22 protein-coding genes and 1 pseudogene are annotated in these 16,856 nt (G+C 33.0%); 13 read left to right on the forward strand and 10 right to left on the reverse strand.

Going from position 1 to position 16,856, the window contains the following annotated elements:
* The first annotated feature begins 15 nt into the window (after positions 1–15).
* The 7 genes from ACMAZI_RS05885 (at position 16) to ACMAZI_RS05915 (ending at position 6,612) form a co-directional block, all read left to right on the forward strand.
* Positions 16–432: a CBS domain-containing protein gene (locus tag ACMAZI_RS05885; protein ID WP_120405126.1), complete on the forward strand. Its 417-nt coding sequence runs from the start codon at positions 16–18 to the stop codon at positions 430–432.
* A gap of 207 nt (positions 433–639) precedes the next feature.
* Positions 640–1,983 carry an ATP-binding protein gene (locus ACMAZI_RS05890; protein WP_412473573.1) on the forward strand — a complete coding sequence of 448 codons (1,344 nt, stop codon included), beginning with the start codon at positions 640–642 and terminating at the stop codon, positions 1,981–1,983.
* A 308-nt stretch (positions 1,984–2,291) separates the two neighbouring features.
* Positions 2,292–2,768 carry a hypothetical protein gene (locus tag ACMAZI_RS05895; protein WP_114705135.1) on the forward strand — a complete coding sequence of 159 codons (477 nt, stop codon included), beginning with the start codon at positions 2,292–2,294 and terminating at the stop codon, positions 2,766–2,768.
* 66 nt (positions 2,769–2,834) lie between these two features.
* A complete protein-coding gene (locus ACMAZI_RS05900) occupies positions 2,835–3,683 on the forward strand; it encodes a DUF4423 domain-containing protein (protein ID WP_133296836.1) in 849 nt (282 codons plus the stop codon).
* Between the two features lie 29 nt (positions 3,684–3,712).
* The gene (locus ACMAZI_RS05905; RefSeq protein WP_412475114.1) at positions 3,713–4,627 is read left to right on the forward strand and encodes a hypothetical protein; all 915 of its coding nucleotides are present in this window, start codon (positions 3,713–3,715) and stop codon (positions 4,625–4,627) included.
* A 111-nt stretch (positions 4,628–4,738) separates the two neighbouring features.
* Positions 4,739–6,205: a hypothetical protein gene (locus tag ACMAZI_RS05910; RefSeq protein WP_412473571.1), complete on the forward strand. Its 1,467-nt coding sequence runs from the start codon at positions 4,739–4,741 to the stop codon at positions 6,203–6,205.
* The gene (locus ACMAZI_RS05915; RefSeq protein ID WP_412473570.1) at positions 6,202–6,612 is read left to right on the forward strand and encodes a hypothetical protein; all 411 of its coding nucleotides are present in this window, start codon (positions 6,202–6,204) and stop codon (positions 6,610–6,612) included. Before ACMAZI_RS05910 ends, ACMAZI_RS05915 begins: the two co-directional genes overlap by 4 nt.
* Positions 6,613–6,659: 47 nt before the next feature.
* On the opposite strand, the gene ACMAZI_RS05920 is transcribed toward ACMAZI_RS05915, so the two are convergent.
* Positions 6,660–6,983 (reverse strand): hypothetical protein, encoded by a 324-nt coding sequence (locus ACMAZI_RS05920; protein ID WP_114705130.1) that lies wholly within the window; start codon positions 6,981–6,983, stop codon positions 6,660–6,662.
* Positions 6,984–7,170: 187 nt separating this feature from the next.
* Here ACMAZI_RS05920 and ACMAZI_RS05925 point away from each other — a divergent pair, with 187 nt between their 5' ends.
* Complete coding sequence (locus ACMAZI_RS05925) at positions 7,171–7,548, forward strand: hypothetical protein (protein ID WP_412473569.1); 378 nt, start codon at positions 7,171–7,173, stop codon at positions 7,546–7,548.
* 74 nt (positions 7,549–7,622) lie between these two features.
* On the opposite strand, the gene ACMAZI_RS05930 is transcribed toward ACMAZI_RS05925, so the two are convergent.
* The 8 genes and pseudogenes from ACMAZI_RS05930 to ACMAZI_RS05965 form a co-directional block, all read right to left on the reverse strand.
* Positions 7,623–7,826, reverse strand: a complete 204-nt coding sequence (locus ACMAZI_RS05930; RefSeq protein ID WP_114705128.1) for a DUF5522 domain-containing protein — start codon at positions 7,824–7,826, stop codon at positions 7,623–7,625.
* A gap of 11 nt (positions 7,827–7,837) precedes the next feature.
* Positions 7,838–8,152, reverse strand: a complete 315-nt coding sequence (locus ACMAZI_RS05935; protein ID WP_412473568.1) for a VF530 family DNA-binding protein — start codon at positions 8,150–8,152, stop codon at positions 7,838–7,840.
* A 600-nt stretch (positions 8,153–8,752) separates the two neighbouring features.
* The gene (locus ACMAZI_RS05940; protein WP_412473567.1) at positions 8,753–9,190 is read right to left on the reverse strand and encodes a hypothetical protein; all 438 of its coding nucleotides are present in this window, start codon (positions 9,188–9,190) and stop codon (positions 8,753–8,755) included.
* Complete coding sequence (locus ACMAZI_RS05945; protein WP_412473566.1) at positions 9,191–10,165, reverse strand: HipA domain-containing protein; 975 nt, start codon at positions 10,163–10,165, stop codon at positions 9,191–9,193.
* A 76-nt stretch (positions 10,166–10,241) separates the two neighbouring features.
* The gene (locus tag ACMAZI_RS05950) at positions 10,242–10,445 is read right to left on the reverse strand and encodes a tyrosine-type recombinase/integrase (protein ID WP_412474442.1); all 204 of its coding nucleotides are present in this window, start codon (positions 10,443–10,445) and stop codon (positions 10,242–10,244) included.
* Positions 10,442–10,783 (reverse strand): annotated as a pseudogene (locus tag ACMAZI_RS05955) (tyrosine-type recombinase/integrase); the annotation flags it as partial. The gene ACMAZI_RS05950 and the pseudogene ACMAZI_RS05955, both read right to left, overlap by 4 nt.
* Positions 10,784–11,148: 365 nt before the next feature.
* The gene (locus ACMAZI_RS05960; protein ID WP_412473565.1) at positions 11,149–11,469 is read right to left on the reverse strand and encodes a hypothetical protein; all 321 of its coding nucleotides are present in this window, start codon (positions 11,467–11,469) and stop codon (positions 11,149–11,151) included.
* A 447-nt stretch (positions 11,470–11,916) separates the two neighbouring features.
* On the reverse strand, positions 11,917–12,567 hold the full coding sequence (locus ACMAZI_RS05965) for a BRCT domain-containing protein (RefSeq protein ID WP_412473564.1): 651 nt from the start codon (positions 12,565–12,567) through the stop codon (positions 11,917–11,919).
* A 287-nt stretch (positions 12,568–12,854) separates the two neighbouring features.
* On the opposite strand from ACMAZI_RS05965, the gene ACMAZI_RS05970 reads away from it, so the two are divergent.
* The 5 genes from ACMAZI_RS05970 (at position 12,855) to ACMAZI_RS05990 (ending at position 16,233) form a co-directional block, all read left to right on the forward strand.
* The gene (locus tag ACMAZI_RS05970; protein ID WP_412473563.1) at positions 12,855–14,234 is read left to right on the forward strand and encodes a PrsW family intramembrane metalloprotease; all 1,380 of its coding nucleotides are present in this window, start codon (positions 12,855–12,857) and stop codon (positions 14,232–14,234) included.
* A gap of 60 nt (positions 14,235–14,294) precedes the next feature.
* Positions 14,295–14,594, forward strand: a complete 300-nt coding sequence (locus ACMAZI_RS05975; protein WP_412473562.1) for a hypothetical protein — start codon at positions 14,295–14,297, stop codon at positions 14,592–14,594.
* A gap of 145 nt (positions 14,595–14,739) precedes the next feature.
* Positions 14,740–15,117, forward strand: a complete 378-nt coding sequence (locus tag ACMAZI_RS05980) for a hypothetical protein (RefSeq protein ID WP_412474437.1) — start codon at positions 14,740–14,742, stop codon at positions 15,115–15,117.
* A gap of 50 nt (positions 15,118–15,167) precedes the next feature.
* The gene (locus ACMAZI_RS05985) at positions 15,168–15,719 is read left to right on the forward strand and encodes a hypothetical protein (protein ID WP_412473560.1); all 552 of its coding nucleotides are present in this window, start codon (positions 15,168–15,170) and stop codon (positions 15,717–15,719) included.
* Between the two features lie 10 nt (positions 15,720–15,729).
* Positions 15,730–16,233, forward strand: a complete 504-nt coding sequence (locus tag ACMAZI_RS05990; RefSeq protein ID WP_412473559.1) for a hypothetical protein — start codon at positions 15,730–15,732, stop codon at positions 16,231–16,233.
* A gap of 50 nt (positions 16,234–16,283) precedes the next feature.
* Here ACMAZI_RS05990 and ACMAZI_RS05995 read toward each other — a convergent pair whose 3' ends face one another.
* Complete coding sequence (locus ACMAZI_RS05995; protein WP_412473558.1) at positions 16,284–16,508, reverse strand: hypothetical protein; 225 nt, start codon at positions 16,506–16,508, stop codon at positions 16,284–16,286.
* Between the last annotated feature and the right edge of the window lie 348 nt (positions 16,509–16,856).

Consider the following 16,856-nt stretch of genomic DNA (forward strand, 5'->3'; position numbering starts at 1 on the left):
AACAAGGAGCTTAAAATGAAAAATATCAAAGTCGAAGAATTCACTACACCTATCCTTCATGTCATCTCCGAGAATGCTCTATTGGATCAGGCCTTTAGTATTATGAAAGAAAATAATATCAGACACCTTCCAGTAAGTGATGGAGAGCAAATCTTAGGGATTATCTCAGAGCGTGACGTGATGGCCTTGTATGGGAAAGATTGGCAGGAAGCAATTAGAGTAAGAGACTTTATGAATGAATCTGTTTTATCTGTTTATCGTGGTGATAATCTTGGAGAAGTGGCCTATCAACTTTCAAATAATAAAGTTGGCTCAGCAATTGTCCTGGATGAAAATGGAAAGGTGTACGGAATCTTCACTGTTACAGATGCTCTTAATGCACTCGTTGAAATTTTTGTGACTGATGCATATGAGAGAAGTGATCTTCGCTAAATTTTAGTATTAGTTCATAAAACGTGTAGTACACTGGAATCTATAACTTCTTTGGTTATGACACGTTTTTTTATCATATTTTTCTAAATTTAAGTTTATAAACTTGTATAAGTAGTTTAATTTTCGTAATAAGAGCTAAACCTATTATATTTGTGTAGATTCAAAATTTTTTGTTCTCTATCCATTTACGAAGGACATTTTTTAATAATGAAAATTGAAAACGAGAAAAGTATTACATTTAAGTATCTCGTAGCTTTTATTTCAATTGTTGCTTTTACTATCTTGGCCCAGGCATTAGTGCAATACTTCATTCTTCAGCAAGAAAGTTATTCTGAGATAATTAACTTGGCCGGTCGCCAGCGTATGCTAAGCCAAAGACTTGCTAAGCAATCTTTGCTTTATTCCTTAAGTGGGGAAGAAAGAAAGCTCGCTCTTAGTAAAGACATCTTAAAAACAAAAGAGCTTCTTTTTTCTACACACAAACATCTTAAAAATGGTAGTGAAGATCACAAAATCGCTCCTGCATTCACAGATAGTATAAGAGATAAGTACTTAGCATTAGATCCTGTGTTAAAAATGATGGAAGAGGATGTTGTTTGTTTAATCAATAACTGCCAGACCCAAAAAGATAGTCTTAACAATATCGTCATTCATTCAGAAAGCTTCTTAGCAACGATGAATCATATTGTTTATGAGTCTGCAGATTATTCAAAATCAAGAATTTTAAATCTAAGTAAAGTTGAGTTTATACTTTTCACATTAATCATTCTCTTATTAATCTACGAATTCTTTAAAATTATTATTCCGATTAAACAAAAACTGATCTCGCAATTAAATGAGTTAAGACAAAAGGATCAAGTCATTACTCATAGCTCAAAGCTTGCTGCTATTGGCGAGCTGGCCGCCGGAATTGGCCATGAAATAAATGGGCCATTAACAATTATCAAAGGGTATCTAACGAGATTAAAGAGAGAAAGTTATAAGAATAATAAAAATGAAGCAAGCATAATAAATTCATTTGAAAAGATCGAAGGCTCTGCAAATCAAATTGAAAATATCGTTAAAGGACTTAGAACCTTTGCACGTAAAGATGATGTGAAAACGGTAGAATTTAATCTTGCACAGATCGTTCAAGATTGTATTGCTATGGTTGAGCAAATCTATGATCATTATGGAATTGAGGTTACTCTTGAAAATCAAGTAGGCGATATCAAAATCAATGGTAATCCTGGAAAGATTCAGCAAGTAATGATGAATCTCTTATCTAACGCAAAAGATGCTCTTGAAGGAAGTGATAATAAAGAGATTAAAGTCACTCTTTCTCAGTCAAATGAAAAGGTGCAAATTAAAGTTTCCGACTCGGGTGTTGGAATTAGTGATGCAATCAAAAGGAAAGTCTTTGAACCTTATTTTACAACTAAAGAGTTTGGAAAAGGTAGTGGCCTAGGTCTATCTCTATCTTTCAATTTTATCAAAGAGCATAACGGAACAATCAGTTATGATTCCGAACCAGGGCATGGCACAACATTCAATATTGAGCTCCCTGTTTAGAACAAAATACGGGCTTAGATAATTATTTGAGCGCAAAAATTCCTCTGTTTTCTTCACACACTTTCACAAGAAGATGTAATTCTAGTAGTTTACTTTTTTAGCATTTTTTTTCACAAAATGTGAAAATGACACGTGTAAGATATTGAAAATATTGCGATTTTCTTTTTTGTGAAAAATAATTTTTGTTTTTGTGAAAATATCACTTGTCATTATTTTTCTGAATTCATAAATTCTTTTCAACAAATTAAGTTTAAAGTTTTTATAAAGAAAACTTTTTGATACTAACAAACTATATTTAGGGAGAATTTATGAAACTAATCGCACTATTCGCAATTTTATTTACTGCTAACACTTTTGCTTCACAAAGAAATATCATCGGTGATGAAGTATTCTTTTCGGCACAAGGTCATGTTGGATCAATTCTTGAGGTATGTACTGACGGTGAAAATCTAAGAACTTTATCACCTGTTAAATATTGTACTGGATACTCAAAGGTATGGGTTGCAGACAGTGGAAAAAAATCAGATGGACACTATGATTACGTATGTAATGGTTTTGAAACAGGTGTTCTTACAACTGCAATTAATTACACTGTTAAAGTATGTCTTGAAAGAGAATACACAAGAGATAGCGATGACCGTGTACTAGGTAAATGTCTTCAATACGGAATTGAAAATCGTTCATATGAATTAGATGGAACTCTAGACGTTGAGTACACTTCAAGAGGTGGAACTAACGTTTATAGAACTAGCGAGTTAGACTACAGCGTACCAGCTTGTAACTAATAAGTGATTGTGTTGTAGGGGGGCCTCGGCCCCCTCTTTGTGTTTTTATAAGAAGAAAAATTGGCAATGGAAAAAGTATCAGCTTTAAATTTTGATAATTTTTTAGACTACTTAAATTATGTAGTCTCGCCAGCGTCTCATTTTAAATCACGTCCAAAGACACTCGAGCAGTGGGCCACACGTCTCGGTTATAAGTCTTCTTCAATTCTTTCTATGGTCTTAAAGGGACAAAGAGTTCCTAGTCATGATTTGATTGCTTCTATTGCTTTTGATTTAGATTTGTCTGAAGATGAAGCAAGGTATTTGCAATTACTTGTTCAGCTTGAAAAAGAAAAACGAAAAAATAAAGATTGCTCAAGGACTTTACAATATCTAAATAAACTCAAATCTCATGGTACATTTAATCGTATTAGTTTAGATGAATTTTCATATATTTCACAATGGCATTTCTTTGCTATTAAAAACTTAGTTCTCTTAGAAGACTTTAGAGAAGATTATGATTGGATTTCAAATCAGCTAAGAAAAAAAGTTCAACCTTCTAAAGTTAAGAGTTCGATTGAACAATTAGTGAAAATGGGTGTTTTAAAAAGAGATAAGGATGGCAATTTAAAAAAACCGACAAAGGGTTACTCTACAGGAGATACGATTCCTTCTTCTGCCATTCGCTCTCATCATAAGGAAATGATTTCAAGAGGGCATGAGTCCATTGATGAAATAGAAATGGCCCTAAGGCAAATTAGCTCTTTAACACTGGCCATTAGCGATGATGATATTTCAAAAGCTAAGGATAAGATTATAGAGTTTTGTCAGGAATTTAATCACACTTTTGCAAAAGATAAGAATGCAGACTCAATTTATCAGCTCAATATTCAGTTTTTTCCACATACTTTGGTAAAAAAAGGTAAGCAACAATGATGAAAATAATTATCTACAAATGTATTTTTTTGATTTTATTAAGTACACCACATGCTTTTGGTTATAAAAAAACAAATAATATTACTCCTGATATAGTGGCAAGAATGGGTGATTATGTCGGAAACGGTGGGGGTGTCGTAGAGCAAGACTTTACTAATGCACTTTTAAATTTGCCTTTATATATCGAAGATTGTCTACTTTCTTTAAATTGTGAGCTAACACAACAAGAAGAAATAGATTTAAAAAAGATCTTAAATATTGCCCGTCTTAATTCTAAAGATAGTGAGAAATTAATATTTTTATCAGGAAAGGACAGTGGGAAATTATTCTACACTGAAGGTGAAAATAGAGTAAGACTTGCTGTTACCGGTCTAACAAATGATGGCCCTATTTTTATTAATAGTGACTTATTATATGAAGATATAGATAACAGAGATATTCCTGCTATTAACTTTGGTCAAATTGTTGCGCTACTTATTCATGAAACGGGACATCTAACAGGTTTGGAGAATCATCATTACTTAGATTATCTAGGTGCCAAAGTTAGCTCCAATATGGATCTTAATAAAAAGAGGATAGACTATTTCTTAAGCTATAATAAACAGCTAAGTCTTGAAGTTGTAAACTTCTCATCTGGTTACACTTTTTCAACAATTCAAATGTATTATTTAGATAAGTCATTTTCACTAACGCCAGATTTTCGAAAAAAAATTAGTTGTGAAGATGAAAGTCTTTTTCCTGTAGGCATGAAGTTAGAAAATATTCATTGGGGGAAGGAATACTCAATAAGCCCAGATTCTAGTATTGTTCCTTTTAAAGGCTGGATTACAATCACATGCTTTGATGGCCGTGGTATGACTTGGATAGAGGAGAGAGTATTTGAGGCGCACTTACAGCTAAGTTCAAACGCTACTTATTCAATAATGAAAATGATAATAGAATAGTCTTAGTGATTTCAATTACCTAAGCTTAGGATTCGTTTATAGTGTAGTGTTTTACTAAAGTTCTTTCACATTTAGACCGAAATAGATACAGAGATATTTCGTGGGGAAGATGTGAGAAGAGACATTAAGAACATAGTTCTTATATTTTTATTCATTGGCTTTAATTCTATTGTCTTGGCAAGTGAGTTTGAGTGGACACAAGAGAGATTAAGCGTCGCTTACTCAAAGTTAAGTACTTCCCAACGTAAAGACTTACATATTAATCTTTTAAATTCTCTAGATCAGCAAGCTAGAAAAACTGATTATGAGCAAGAAAAAATCAACGTATATTTAACAGTTAATAAGCTCTATTTCTTAGAGAGTATACTCGATAGTGCATACGCTTCAATAGATGATCCGACAATTTATTGTCACTTCGGAGGCTGGATGACGACTATCAAAAATAGTAAATGCCAAGCTCCTTGGTCTCGCTCTGTTCGAAATAATGCAGAACTTGAAATCTTTGGCGAGAAATATCGTAACTCTTGTGGAGGGGCCAATCTCTTTCGATGTAACCCTTTAATTTTTGGGCCAGGAGATGATGGAAAAGGTATTTGTACCACAACAGATGACTCTGACCCAAGACTTTCAACGAGCTCTTGTATTGATGACTTTTTGGCACAACCAAATAGTTTAGAAGCTCATGTCGAGTCACTAATTGATAATCCAGAAAAGCTTAGTCAATATCTGGCCACGACACTAGAAACACTTCGCTCTTGTGAAGTACAGGACACTCCATTTGCATATTGCGATAGACTTGTTCAGATTTTAGAGACGACGTCTGAAGTCGTAGTACAATGTTCAAATCAAGATAATCTACTATCTTACTTACCAAAAATTATCACCCCATTTAATCAAGATGAATTAGATAGAATAACAAATGGATTAGGTGAGAAAGCAGTTCAATATGCTAAAGAATTAGAAGAGAAGCAAGAGGCCATACGATTACAGAATCGCAAAGTCTTAGAAGAGGCGATATCAAATGCAACTCAAGAGCCCCGTATGCGTGATACGATTACAAGAATTAGAAATAATGCATCTAAATGCTTACGAGAGCTTTGTAATAGAAGTGGCTTTTCTAATAGCAAACCAGCAAATAGATCAATAGCAAAGTGTGCAGCATATGTTAAGCATGCGATCTATCCATATCCTGGCGAAGAGGGTGAGCGTTATGCAAACTTCTCTGAATATCCATGGAGTCGTAATGCAGATGATGCTGTCGAAGGTGGGAATTGGCTTAGAAATCATGGATTTGAAAATATTCTCGATTATCCTGAAATGTCTCACTTAACTCCTGAGACTGCTCCTCCTGGTGCGATTATCGTTTATGAAAAAATAAATTCAAATCGTAATACGACAGTCGATGGAGTCAGAAGAGGGGCACCTGGGCATATTGAAATTAAGGCATCTGAGAATGAATACATAAGTGACTTTATCAATGATGAACCAACTCGCGTCGGTGGCCTTAGAAGGCCGATTGCCATCTATTACCAGATACCGGATTCATATAAGGAACAACTGCAGGAGGTTCCACAATGATTTTAAAACGATATTTAAAATATATTCTTATCTCTTTTTCGTTGATCCTAATGTCATACCAGAGCTTTGGCTCGAATATGAAAGAGGCATATATAAAAGATCTCAAGGCGGTAAAAGAAATCAAGGGAAGTGGTGATAATAAACTTCTAACACTTATTCGAAAAAGTTCGGATGAATTAGTTGATGAATGGTCTCCTGAGCTGGCAAAAGAGCTTTGCCGTGTATACGACAAGCTTCTAAATGTTAATCAGAACTACTTTTTGTCTGAGTTAATTGGCCCTGTTATGAAAAAGAGAAAGAAAGAATTTCTTCCAATCTTCAATAAAGTTGTATCTAAAAAGAATAGAGAACTTCATAAGAAACTCGAAGAAATGGTTGAAAGAGAAACACGCGAAGGTAATGGATAGTTTTTATTTCATTTAAAAGATGGCCCTGTTTTATCAGGGCATTAAAATTACATGCTTCTATAAACTTCTTCAATCGCTTCTTCAATGCCTTCAAATTGTAGAGCTTCTCGTTCATCTCCACGATTTGGAACTCGCATAATTGAATCTACAATTTCTTGATCACTAAACCCTTCTTCAATTGCATCGCGGATTGTTTGATCACAAAGTGAGCTCAATTTATTTTCCTGAAGAGATCCTCTACAGTTAAATTTAAGGTCTGTAGCAATCGCCGCTTTTCTGATTGCAATGTCTAGATTTTTATCAAAATCTACCCCAAGTGCTGATGAAGTAAGTGATGTAATAATAGATAGTCCAATGATTAATGATTTCATTTATTCCCCCTCATTTCATTTGTTCTTTTTTACCACCAATTAATCTATCGAGGACTTTTATTGAATATTATTCTTTTATGTCTAAATAATAGACACTCCTATAAGAAGTGTTAGTTCAATTGATATGGATAGATCTTGCGTTAATATGTTGGTGAAAACTATAAATTAAAGAAATGAGGAAAACTTTATGAAAGCAATTATCATCTTAAGCGTTATACTCTCAACATCACAAGCATTTGCATCTAATAGCTGCTTCTACAATATGTCAGAAGAGAAGGTCATGTCTCTTAAGAAGGCAAAACAAGACGCTTATACTCTGATCTACGACGCTTCAATGTGTTCTGATAGGACATTATTGACTCTAAAAGAAGAACTAATGAAGGCGTCAGAATCAAAGCTTTCATACTTAAAGGCCAGAGTAGAGGATTCTCAAAGCACTCTTTTAGGGGCATTTGGAAGCCTTGGACGTCATTCTGATATGAAACGCAAGTATGAGCACGACTTATCTAAAATTCAATCTGCTTTAAGTTTAGTACTTATTGAAATGAATAAGAGAAATCTCTAAATATATATTACAGGTGCTTTTCTTTTACCTATTGTAAGAGAGTCAGTACCTGTATCTATTTGATTGATTTTCTATTAACTTCTTTTTTTGAAACCCCATGGGCAATGGCGACAGCCATCTTTACAGCACTTTCTCATTCTCTTTAGGCGGGCCTCTGTAGAGACTCTACCTCCTGTCACAGGATCTCTATAATAGTCTTCACCATTTCTTTGGGCCTCATCATGAAGGAGGCGATATTGTGCTCTCAGATTATTCTTTTTCTTCTTATTTCTGGACAAGTTAGTTCCTCTTAATATTTTGTCTTACGTCCACCAGTACCACTACCTAGAGCAAGGTCCTTTTTTGATACGGTTCCATCGCGTTTCATTTTCTCTATTGTCTCTAAATTCCCTCGATACATCTTTTCAATCTTTTGAATGGCCCATGGATTCTTTCTAATAAATTTTAAAATTTTATTGAACATCGGAGGTTCATCATTGAAGCTATTAATCTCAGTCATTTTATAGATATCTTTACAGCCAAAGAGGTTGATGACATCTGTTAACATCATCTTTAAAGTCACACCTTCTAAAGGGTCCTTTTTGCGATTACTTTGATCATTCATTTTTTTTACCTGCTTTCATTTTGTTTAAAACTATCCTAACTCATTAAAGCGGTAAATAGTGTTTTTTCTTTACCTAATGAAAGTGAAATAGCAAAGGAGATCAAAGTAAAAAAAAAGGCCAGTTAAACTGACCTCTTTTCTTTAGTATTAATGTTTAGCTTTTTCATAATTGTCTCCTTGTTAAATGATTCATTAGAAGTCATTTTCTATATAAATTAGTCTACCGCTGGTGTGCGGACTAATTGTTGGAGAAGGGTAGAGTTCATGCAAAATAAATGTGAATTTTCTGTTTCCCGAGTGAAGGTGTAAAGTAAGTATTTAGGGGAGTCGACTTTAGCTCTTTGTTAAGTTAGTGAGCAAGTTTGCACGGGAGTCGCTCTCGGCCATCCATGGCCTCCGCGACATACCTACATCCTGTAGGCAACCGCCAAGAGCAATTAGATCGCTTACTAATATCCATAAAAATAAAAAAGCCCACTCGTTGAGTGGGCTTTTTTATTTTGGTGAATTTATCTTGATTCAAGTTAATCCAACAAGTTAAGTAAGGATCGTTAACAACAGAGCGAACGTGAGTCACGTCCGGTCATGTTGAGAAGAAAATTAAGCTGCTTGGTTATCCAGTTCTATAGACCAAGATTTAGATATACTATATCTTGAGAGCTTTCCAAGGATTTCGAGGTAACCTTCATCTCCATTTAGTCCAGCGTTTTCCATTGCTCTGTCAAAGTCTGGTCTATTAGGATTTGGTAGGCGTGAAACAAAAGCGTACCATAAGCTTTCGCTTTCATAAGTAAAGCCAGGCTTTGGTCTTTCGTTTCTACTAAGATTAAATGGAGGAATTCCACTAGTTAAAAAGTCTGTAGTATAAGTAAGAGAGTACATTTTATTGGACTCGTTCATAGTCAAAAAGGCTACAATTTTATTGTTGGCGACTATTTTTAGTGTGATACTCTCATTTTTAGTATTGTCAGGAGCCTCTTTACCTTTTCTAAGGTTAGATATTCGTGATTTTAGGCTGTCATAAGCTTTTCTAACCATTTATCTCTCCTTATTTATGATTTCTGAAATAAGAGCATGTCTCATGCTCAGGATCTTAATTATAACATTTTTTCTGTCTTGGCTTAAGCCCTTGCAGAAGTTTCTTAATATATATCTAACTGTTTTTTCATTATATTTATTAATTGGCTCAAACAATGATGTCAAGTACTTAGCATACCCTGTGTTATTAATTATGTGTTCTAATAAATCCATATGGTTAGTCCTAGGGTTTCCATTGATAGTTATCCTACAAGTATTCTTTTTACTGGTAGGTCTATACCATAGCGGATCATCTAGCTCTCCAGACTTTAAAATTTGTTTAATTTTGTCTTCACTCCAGCCTACGAGGAAACTTGTTGCTGTGTCATATAATGGCGCAAAGCGATAGGAGAGATTATGGTCTTTATCTCCAGTTAGTATAATTCCATAGTTTTCCCAATGTCGATCACTGTGGCCGATTAAGCAATCAAATCCAATCATTTTAAAGAAGCTATGGAGAATCTTTGACCCAAATTCTTCATTTAGGATCATCACAATATTATCAATATCATGTTCTTTTAATACAACTTTATCTCTTCCTAATTTTTTCCCTAGTCCTATGTCGCCAGAATATTCACAGATCAACTCCTTCATTTCCCAGAGCTCCTCATTGTTTTTTTGTTCATCTAGAAAACGTTTAACAATGATTCCTTTTTTGTTTTTATAAAGACATGGAAAGTATGAAGCAACATTAAGCCCGAAACTCATAGCAAGATATGAGTTGAATAATTCTGTATAGATTTCATTCTCGCCATATTCTGGAAATTTGATTAGATAGCGACTTGATTTTTCGTTAGGTTTAAGAATGTACTTTTCTCGAGTCCCTGCCCATTCTTGATCTAGGTTTATCCAAGATGAAACATCTGTAAACTTATTGTTACATAAGAATTTATCTTTTGGAACTTTGTATTTTGGTCGTGAGATAGGCTTCTCCAATCTAGTGAAAAATAGAGAGGGAGGAGTAGCCCCCCTCTCTATTTTTTATCTAATGTTTGAGTTTGATTTTATCATATCAATTTTTGTTTGATAAGATATGAAAATCGTCCGTCACTCCCTTCACATCAACCCCCGCCATACGGACATAGATCTGAAAGGTCTTAAAATCTGACCAGCCCCCCATTTTCATAACCTGAGTCGGCTCAGCTCCTGAAGCCAATACGTGAGTCGCAAAGCAAGCTCTTAGAGTGTGAAAAGTGATGTGCTTTTCAATTCCTATACGATGTAGGAAATCTCTTGTAACTTTGCCTGCGTTTCCACATCTCCAGTCCCAGCTCGTGGGAGAACATTGACAGAATTTGGATTAAGCTTTCTTATCTTTAGGAGGACTTCTTTTAAGTCTTCTGAGATATGTGCGTTTCTCCATTCTGAGTTCTTGGTCGATTTCACACCATTGAGTCGTTGGCTAAAGGATTTTGTGATTCGGATAATGTTGTTATCAAAATCAACGTCTTCCCATGTAAGGGCATATAGTTCGCCTGATCGCATTCCGGTGAGGAGAGCGACCGCCCAAATGTGACGCCAAGGGGGTTCTCTTATCTCTGCTTCATAAAGAAGTTTTCTAACTTCCTCCTAATTTATATTTTCTCACTTTTCCAATGTTTTTATTATTCTTAAATTTGCCCGATAAAGTCGAACACAAGAATTTAATAATGGCATGTATCCTTATGAGTTCTATTCCAGACTCTTTATATACTGAGTATTCATTTCGAAAGCTTGGCTATTCAAAACATAAGAGCCAGGTAACTTTCACATTCTTGGCTTTATCAAGTGCATTTCTTCTACTAGTTAATTTAGACTATGAGTTATTCGGGAACTTCTTTAACTACACGGTAGGAAGTTTGTTAGTTGTTTGTATTATTATTTCATTTACATATCTGAATAATGATAATTGCCGCACGTATTGAGTTTATTGTTTAAATCTAAAATGCAGTAGTCGTTCTTTGGCATCTCTCCTTGGCAACGCTATAAGCATCTTTACCATTACCCAATGTTGGATAACTGCCAATACTTTTAAAATAGTCAATGCCACGTGATGTACAAGAAAAGACTTCCTGATTGTTTCCTTTCTTAGAAGGAGTGCATAGGAGTAGCAATGAAAAAGATATAGCAATTATTATAAAACTATATAAGGCACAACCAGTATTTATATGAAAGTTGTTAGCGCCACAATTAGGACATTTAGAAGCAGATAATGCAATTTTATGTCCGCAAGTTTTACAATCGATTAACTTTTCTGTCATTTAATAACCTTAATAATATTGTAACTTACTTGTCGGATTCAACATGTAATTGTTTAACCGACTTTATTGTTTTATTTCTGCATATTTCTTTGCAAAATGAATGTTATTCGTAATTATTGCTTTACTCGTATTGAAATACTTTTACTTAAGATAGCTAGTTTAATAATACTTCTTCACCTCATACTTGCTCTATAGCCATTTTTCTGAGCATCTAATTCAGTTCTAAAGCAAACTCTATTATCATGCCCTTTGTTTTTGACAAGCATCATTCCGTAGAATTGTCCTCCTGGGGTATGATATATACCAGATTCATCATTACCTACAACTGGGCAGCATTCACTGTTATAGCGCTCTAAATTAGTATCTGTGCAAAGCTTAACTTCCTTGTGTGAGGAGCAACTTATGAATACAAGTGAAATAGAGAATAGTATAAGACACAGAGGAATTTTATGACGCAACTGGAAGTTCTCCTGTTTGAATTAATTTATTAAAATCATCTTCTGTTAAAATCTCAACGCCTTTTGCTTTAGATTCTTCTAGTTTTTTAGGACCGGCATTAGGCCCACAGCACAATATCGCAAGATTCTTTGTAACACTTTTTCTTACTCTGAAAGAATTGTTCGTCGCAACCTTTTCAAGATCAGCTCTTTTCGCTGCTGAGAAACCTGTAAATAGTATTTCTGTTTCTGTTGTCGATCTAGGTTTTTTAATTGGTGTTTTTGTGGATAATTTTTCAATACTTGGTTTATTAATAAAGGATACAATTCTATCTTTTCTGAAAGTTCTTACTTCTCCCCTTAGATGACAAAAACCTCTTATATATTCATCATCAATATTATATGCAGAAATTTCCCTGGTCGTTTTGTTTCCAGAAGCATCTTCATAAATGAAACTTATAACTTCCTTTGCTTTTGAGCTATTGGTAGTGTTTGTCTTAGATTTTTTATGATTCTCTATTGCTATAGGCTTTGAATTTATAACTTTATCTTTTGGCCTTGTTTCAACTGTTACTTCACTTGCTTCTTTGGCCATTTGAAGAAATTTATAGAATGAATAAATAACTAAACCAATAATTAGAAAAATAAATACATCAGACATTAAACCAACTTTGTAAAAGATTAACTTGAGTTAACTAGTCGGGAGTATCCCTTGTATCCTTTAGTGAACATTTTCTAGGTTATACATGTGATTCTAATATGTTTTCTGATGAACTAATGAACTTCTGTGTGAGTGTAAATTTCTTATTAATGTAATTTCAGTAAGTCAGCAGGGAAGTTATAAGTTATCCGAAAGGTGAAATTATTTTTTAAGAACATGTTCTAATATCCCGATATTTCAAATAGTTAGGTATCAAAGATCTTAAAATATTTATTTAGAAAGTCATTATGATATATATATTAATTTCTATTTCATTTTTATTGGGAGCATATTCAATTTTCTTAATTAGAAAATATGATGTTTATGAACCACAGCCAGTGCATACTTTAATTATTTCAATTATTGTTGGAGGGGCACTTTCCATATTCTTTACATTGTTATTAAGAGAACTTATTTCTCCTTGGTTAGATCCTATGACGAAGGTTGGTAGAATTATTTTTGCTGGTGTAACTGAAGAACCAGCTAAGTTAGTAACATTTCTTTTAATAATCAAACTATTTAAGAAATATGTCACAGAAGGAATTGATTTTTTTGTATATATGTTTTGTGTTTCTTTAGGTTTTTCACTAATTGAGAACATTGAGTATGCAACCATGTTTAAAAAAGAACTCATTCTTTCAAGGTTTATCTTTACTACACCAATGCATATAATGAGTTCTTCATTTATGGCTTTTTCTACAATGTGTTTCTATTATAATAAAGGCAATGTGTTAAATGTCGTAATATCAATTCTCTTCGCCATCATTTTTCATGGGGTACACAATTCCTTAGCATTAACTGGTAAAGGGTTATTTGTTTTATTAAACTTGTCTTTGTTTTATGTGTGGACACTTCGAGAATTCTTGATCTTTGCTTTATTGAACTTCTCTAGAAGAGTATCATTATTTGATACCATAATAAAAGCTCCGTATATAGATAAAGACCATGAGGTAGATTGTATACATTGTGATAATCGTGAACCTAAAGTGAAAATTGCTACTTTAAATGTTAAAATCAATATATGTCACGAGTGTGGAATGTATCTGTGCTCAATCGATGATTTATTAAAAATATTAGATTTTTTTACCTTGTTTGTAACAGATCAATCTTTAAGGAAGTTATATAATCTAATATTTAGTCGATCTGCGTATAGTCATCGATATGGAAGTATCCCAGACAATAGAATAACAAATCCATACATTACTGAATCTGGTATTGATGATCTTTACGAAGTAGGAGAAGGTGGATTCTATTGTTCAAGAAGTAAAAGAGCTTATTTTGATCTTAAAAAGTTAGATCATTACCTAAAAAAAATTACGATTCAATCATCAGTAAAAAGAAGGTCTGGTTTTGTCGCGAGTATGTTGTCGAGTTTTGATATCAAAAAATGCAATGTTATAAAACTAAATCCTAATGAAAGTAGCTTAATTGAATTAATTCAGGGAGATTTAGCTAGTCTTGGTCTTGAGTCTGATATCGGAAATTATGCATTTGGTAGGTATGTCGTTTTATTGAAGAGAGATGGAATTATTGAATATATTAACTTGAAAAGGTTTTTTTCTGGCCATACAGATCAAGAGATTTCTGAAGTTATTAAAAAATTAAAATATCGGAATATATGTAAGTAATATAATGACCATCATTTTTTGTGAATATTTAAAGATGTTTCAGTGTAGGTGTTTTGAGCTATGAAGAATAAAAAATATAAAGAAAATATAATGATGTGCTTTGCTCTTTTGTTTATATTTAGTTGCGCTTCAAATCTCTCTGAACGTGAAGCATATGAATTGATAATAAAACTTGAAAAAAATCAATATTACTCTCGAGCAAATTTTGAAACGTATAAATTTGAAGCTGCATACCCTAATAGCGAATTTATGTGTGATATCTTAAATGTTAGATTAAAACATTTAAATAGGACTGATTCACTGGAAGGATATAGAGTTGATCTTAAAAAGAAAGCTAAGGAACTAGATTGTATATTTTAATTCGTGATTTCTATTACTGTTATTTTTTATACTGTATACAAAAAAACATATATTGAACCAAATGTATTCTTATAGAATACTATTGATGAAAACTTGTAATCGTTACTAAATATAAGAAGTATTAACATATGGAGATTAAATGACCGTGGAATTGAAAGATAAAGTGCTCAACCAACTACAAGATAGTAAGGACAAAGGAGCCGTTGTGTTTAGGGGATGTCGTATTAAATCTAAAAACTTTGTTTGGAGTACTTCTGGTGAATTTGAATCAGTAAGCGACTTTAAGGAAGGAATATCAAACGAAAGCCTTAAGCAAAATATGATGAGGCTATGTTCGTTGTTTTCGAGGGCCGAAGTCGTAGATTGTGTAGAAAGTCTAATTCTTGGTAACGATACTTCATCTTATGAGACTTTAGAGTTATTGAAAAATGAAGGTATTGTTGAGACTGTAGGAGATAAACCTGTTTTAAAAGATACTGCTTGTTTGTTTTATCTAGGCATGTTGTCTTCATCTAAGATTTAGGAAATATTCTAATGGTATAAATAATACCTCGGAGTTGTGATAGTACTATTATGAACATATATAAAAGTTTGTTGTTATTTTTAATGTTGTTACTTTCAAGTTGTGGAAGCATTAAGGGATATATTGTTGAAAAGTATCGTGAAAATGGATACTTTAAAGACAAGTATCCTGAATCAGATGATCTTTTATTAAAGAAAAATGTTTTGGTTGTTGGAAATATAAACATATTCTTTGAAGGCAGAAAAATTACTGAATATTGTAGCTTTTCTGTATTTGAAAATAGTGAAATGTATGATGACTTAAGAATGAATTTACTACAAGAGAGTGGATTGTTGAGAATTCCTTTGAGAACGAATCAATATCAATTAGCGGGATTTACCTGTCTATCTTCCTCTCTTAATCCTTATATAGATATATCTTTTACGTTACATGATGAATCGTTTGACGGTAAGGTTTTAAATCTAGGTAATCGTGAAATAACCATATATAGGAAATTTATCGATTATAGATGTAAGTCAAAAAAAATAGATACGTTTAAATATAATTCTAAGGTGATAGAATCAGAGAGTACCGTTGACTTTTGTTCAGATGAATATTTGTGAAGGGGAGTATATGAATGATTTTAATTTAAGAAATATTTCAGAAGATAACTTCCTAAAAGCTTTATCATTAAACTCTCTCCTAATTAATAGTACATATCTTAGGCTTGATCGAAATTTTTTAGAATTCTGTATCTATCTAGCTCTATTAGATGAGAAGCTCTCGTCTAGTGAGATCCTAGATATTGAAAGCCTAATTTATTATAAAAATATCCAAAAAATTATAAAAGAAATTAAAGACCATCGTAAGAGCTTTCTTACTAAATTAGTAAATAGTGACTATCTTGAAATGAGAGTAAATAGAAAACTTTTGTTTTTCAAAAAGGTAGATTATTTAATTCAAAACATTGGTGAATTGAAAGTTGAGAATGATATTATCTTAGAGTTCGTTAATGCAGTTAAAAATAATGAAACTATCAATAATCAATATTCTAAGTATTTGTATGACTATTATCGTTATAATATTTTAGATGATACAGACTATACTGATTGGATGGATACAACATTTATTGATTAAGAGTATCGTCGTTCCTAATGTTTATCTAAGAAGCACTTGGAACTAATGTCTTACTCTCGTTTAGAAATATATGTTTTTAATTCACCAACGAAGATCTTAGTAAATTTCCATAAAGCGTAAATTATTACAGAACCGATCCATAGAGTTTCTATTAGAGAGATAAAACTACTTGGTCTAGCATCTCCACAAGATCCAATTCTTGATTCATATATAGTACAACTAGCAAAAGTTAATTCTGTTACTAAAAAAGATAAAAAGATAATTAATAATTTCATACCTGCTCCTATTAGTTTATAAATTGCAGGTTTGATGCCAATCAAATTGCTAGTAATCAGTTATATATGATGTACAACTTCTAGACAGTGTTGCTAAATTGAGCATTTTTGTAATTATATTAGGTGTATTAACAAATCGTAAAAAATTATAACTAATTAAAGAAGCCTCTTTCAGAGGCTCCCCAATAAATTCTTAACAATCTCAAGCTTCGTATCATCAAGCTGGAAGTCGTTCCTAGCGATTATTTTTTTTCGCACGTAAAATCGAAAGTGACCTGGAGCCATATATTTAAGCGATATTGTTTTTTGGGACTTAGTTAAGAATGTTGGCATGCTTGCATGGGAGTC

It is taken from the genome of Halobacteriovorax sp. YZS-3-1, from assembly GCF_047084945.1.
GTDB lineage: Bacteria > Bdellovibrionota > Bacteriovoracia > Bacteriovoracales > Bacteriovoracaceae > Halobacteriovorax_A > Halobacteriovorax_A vibrionivorans.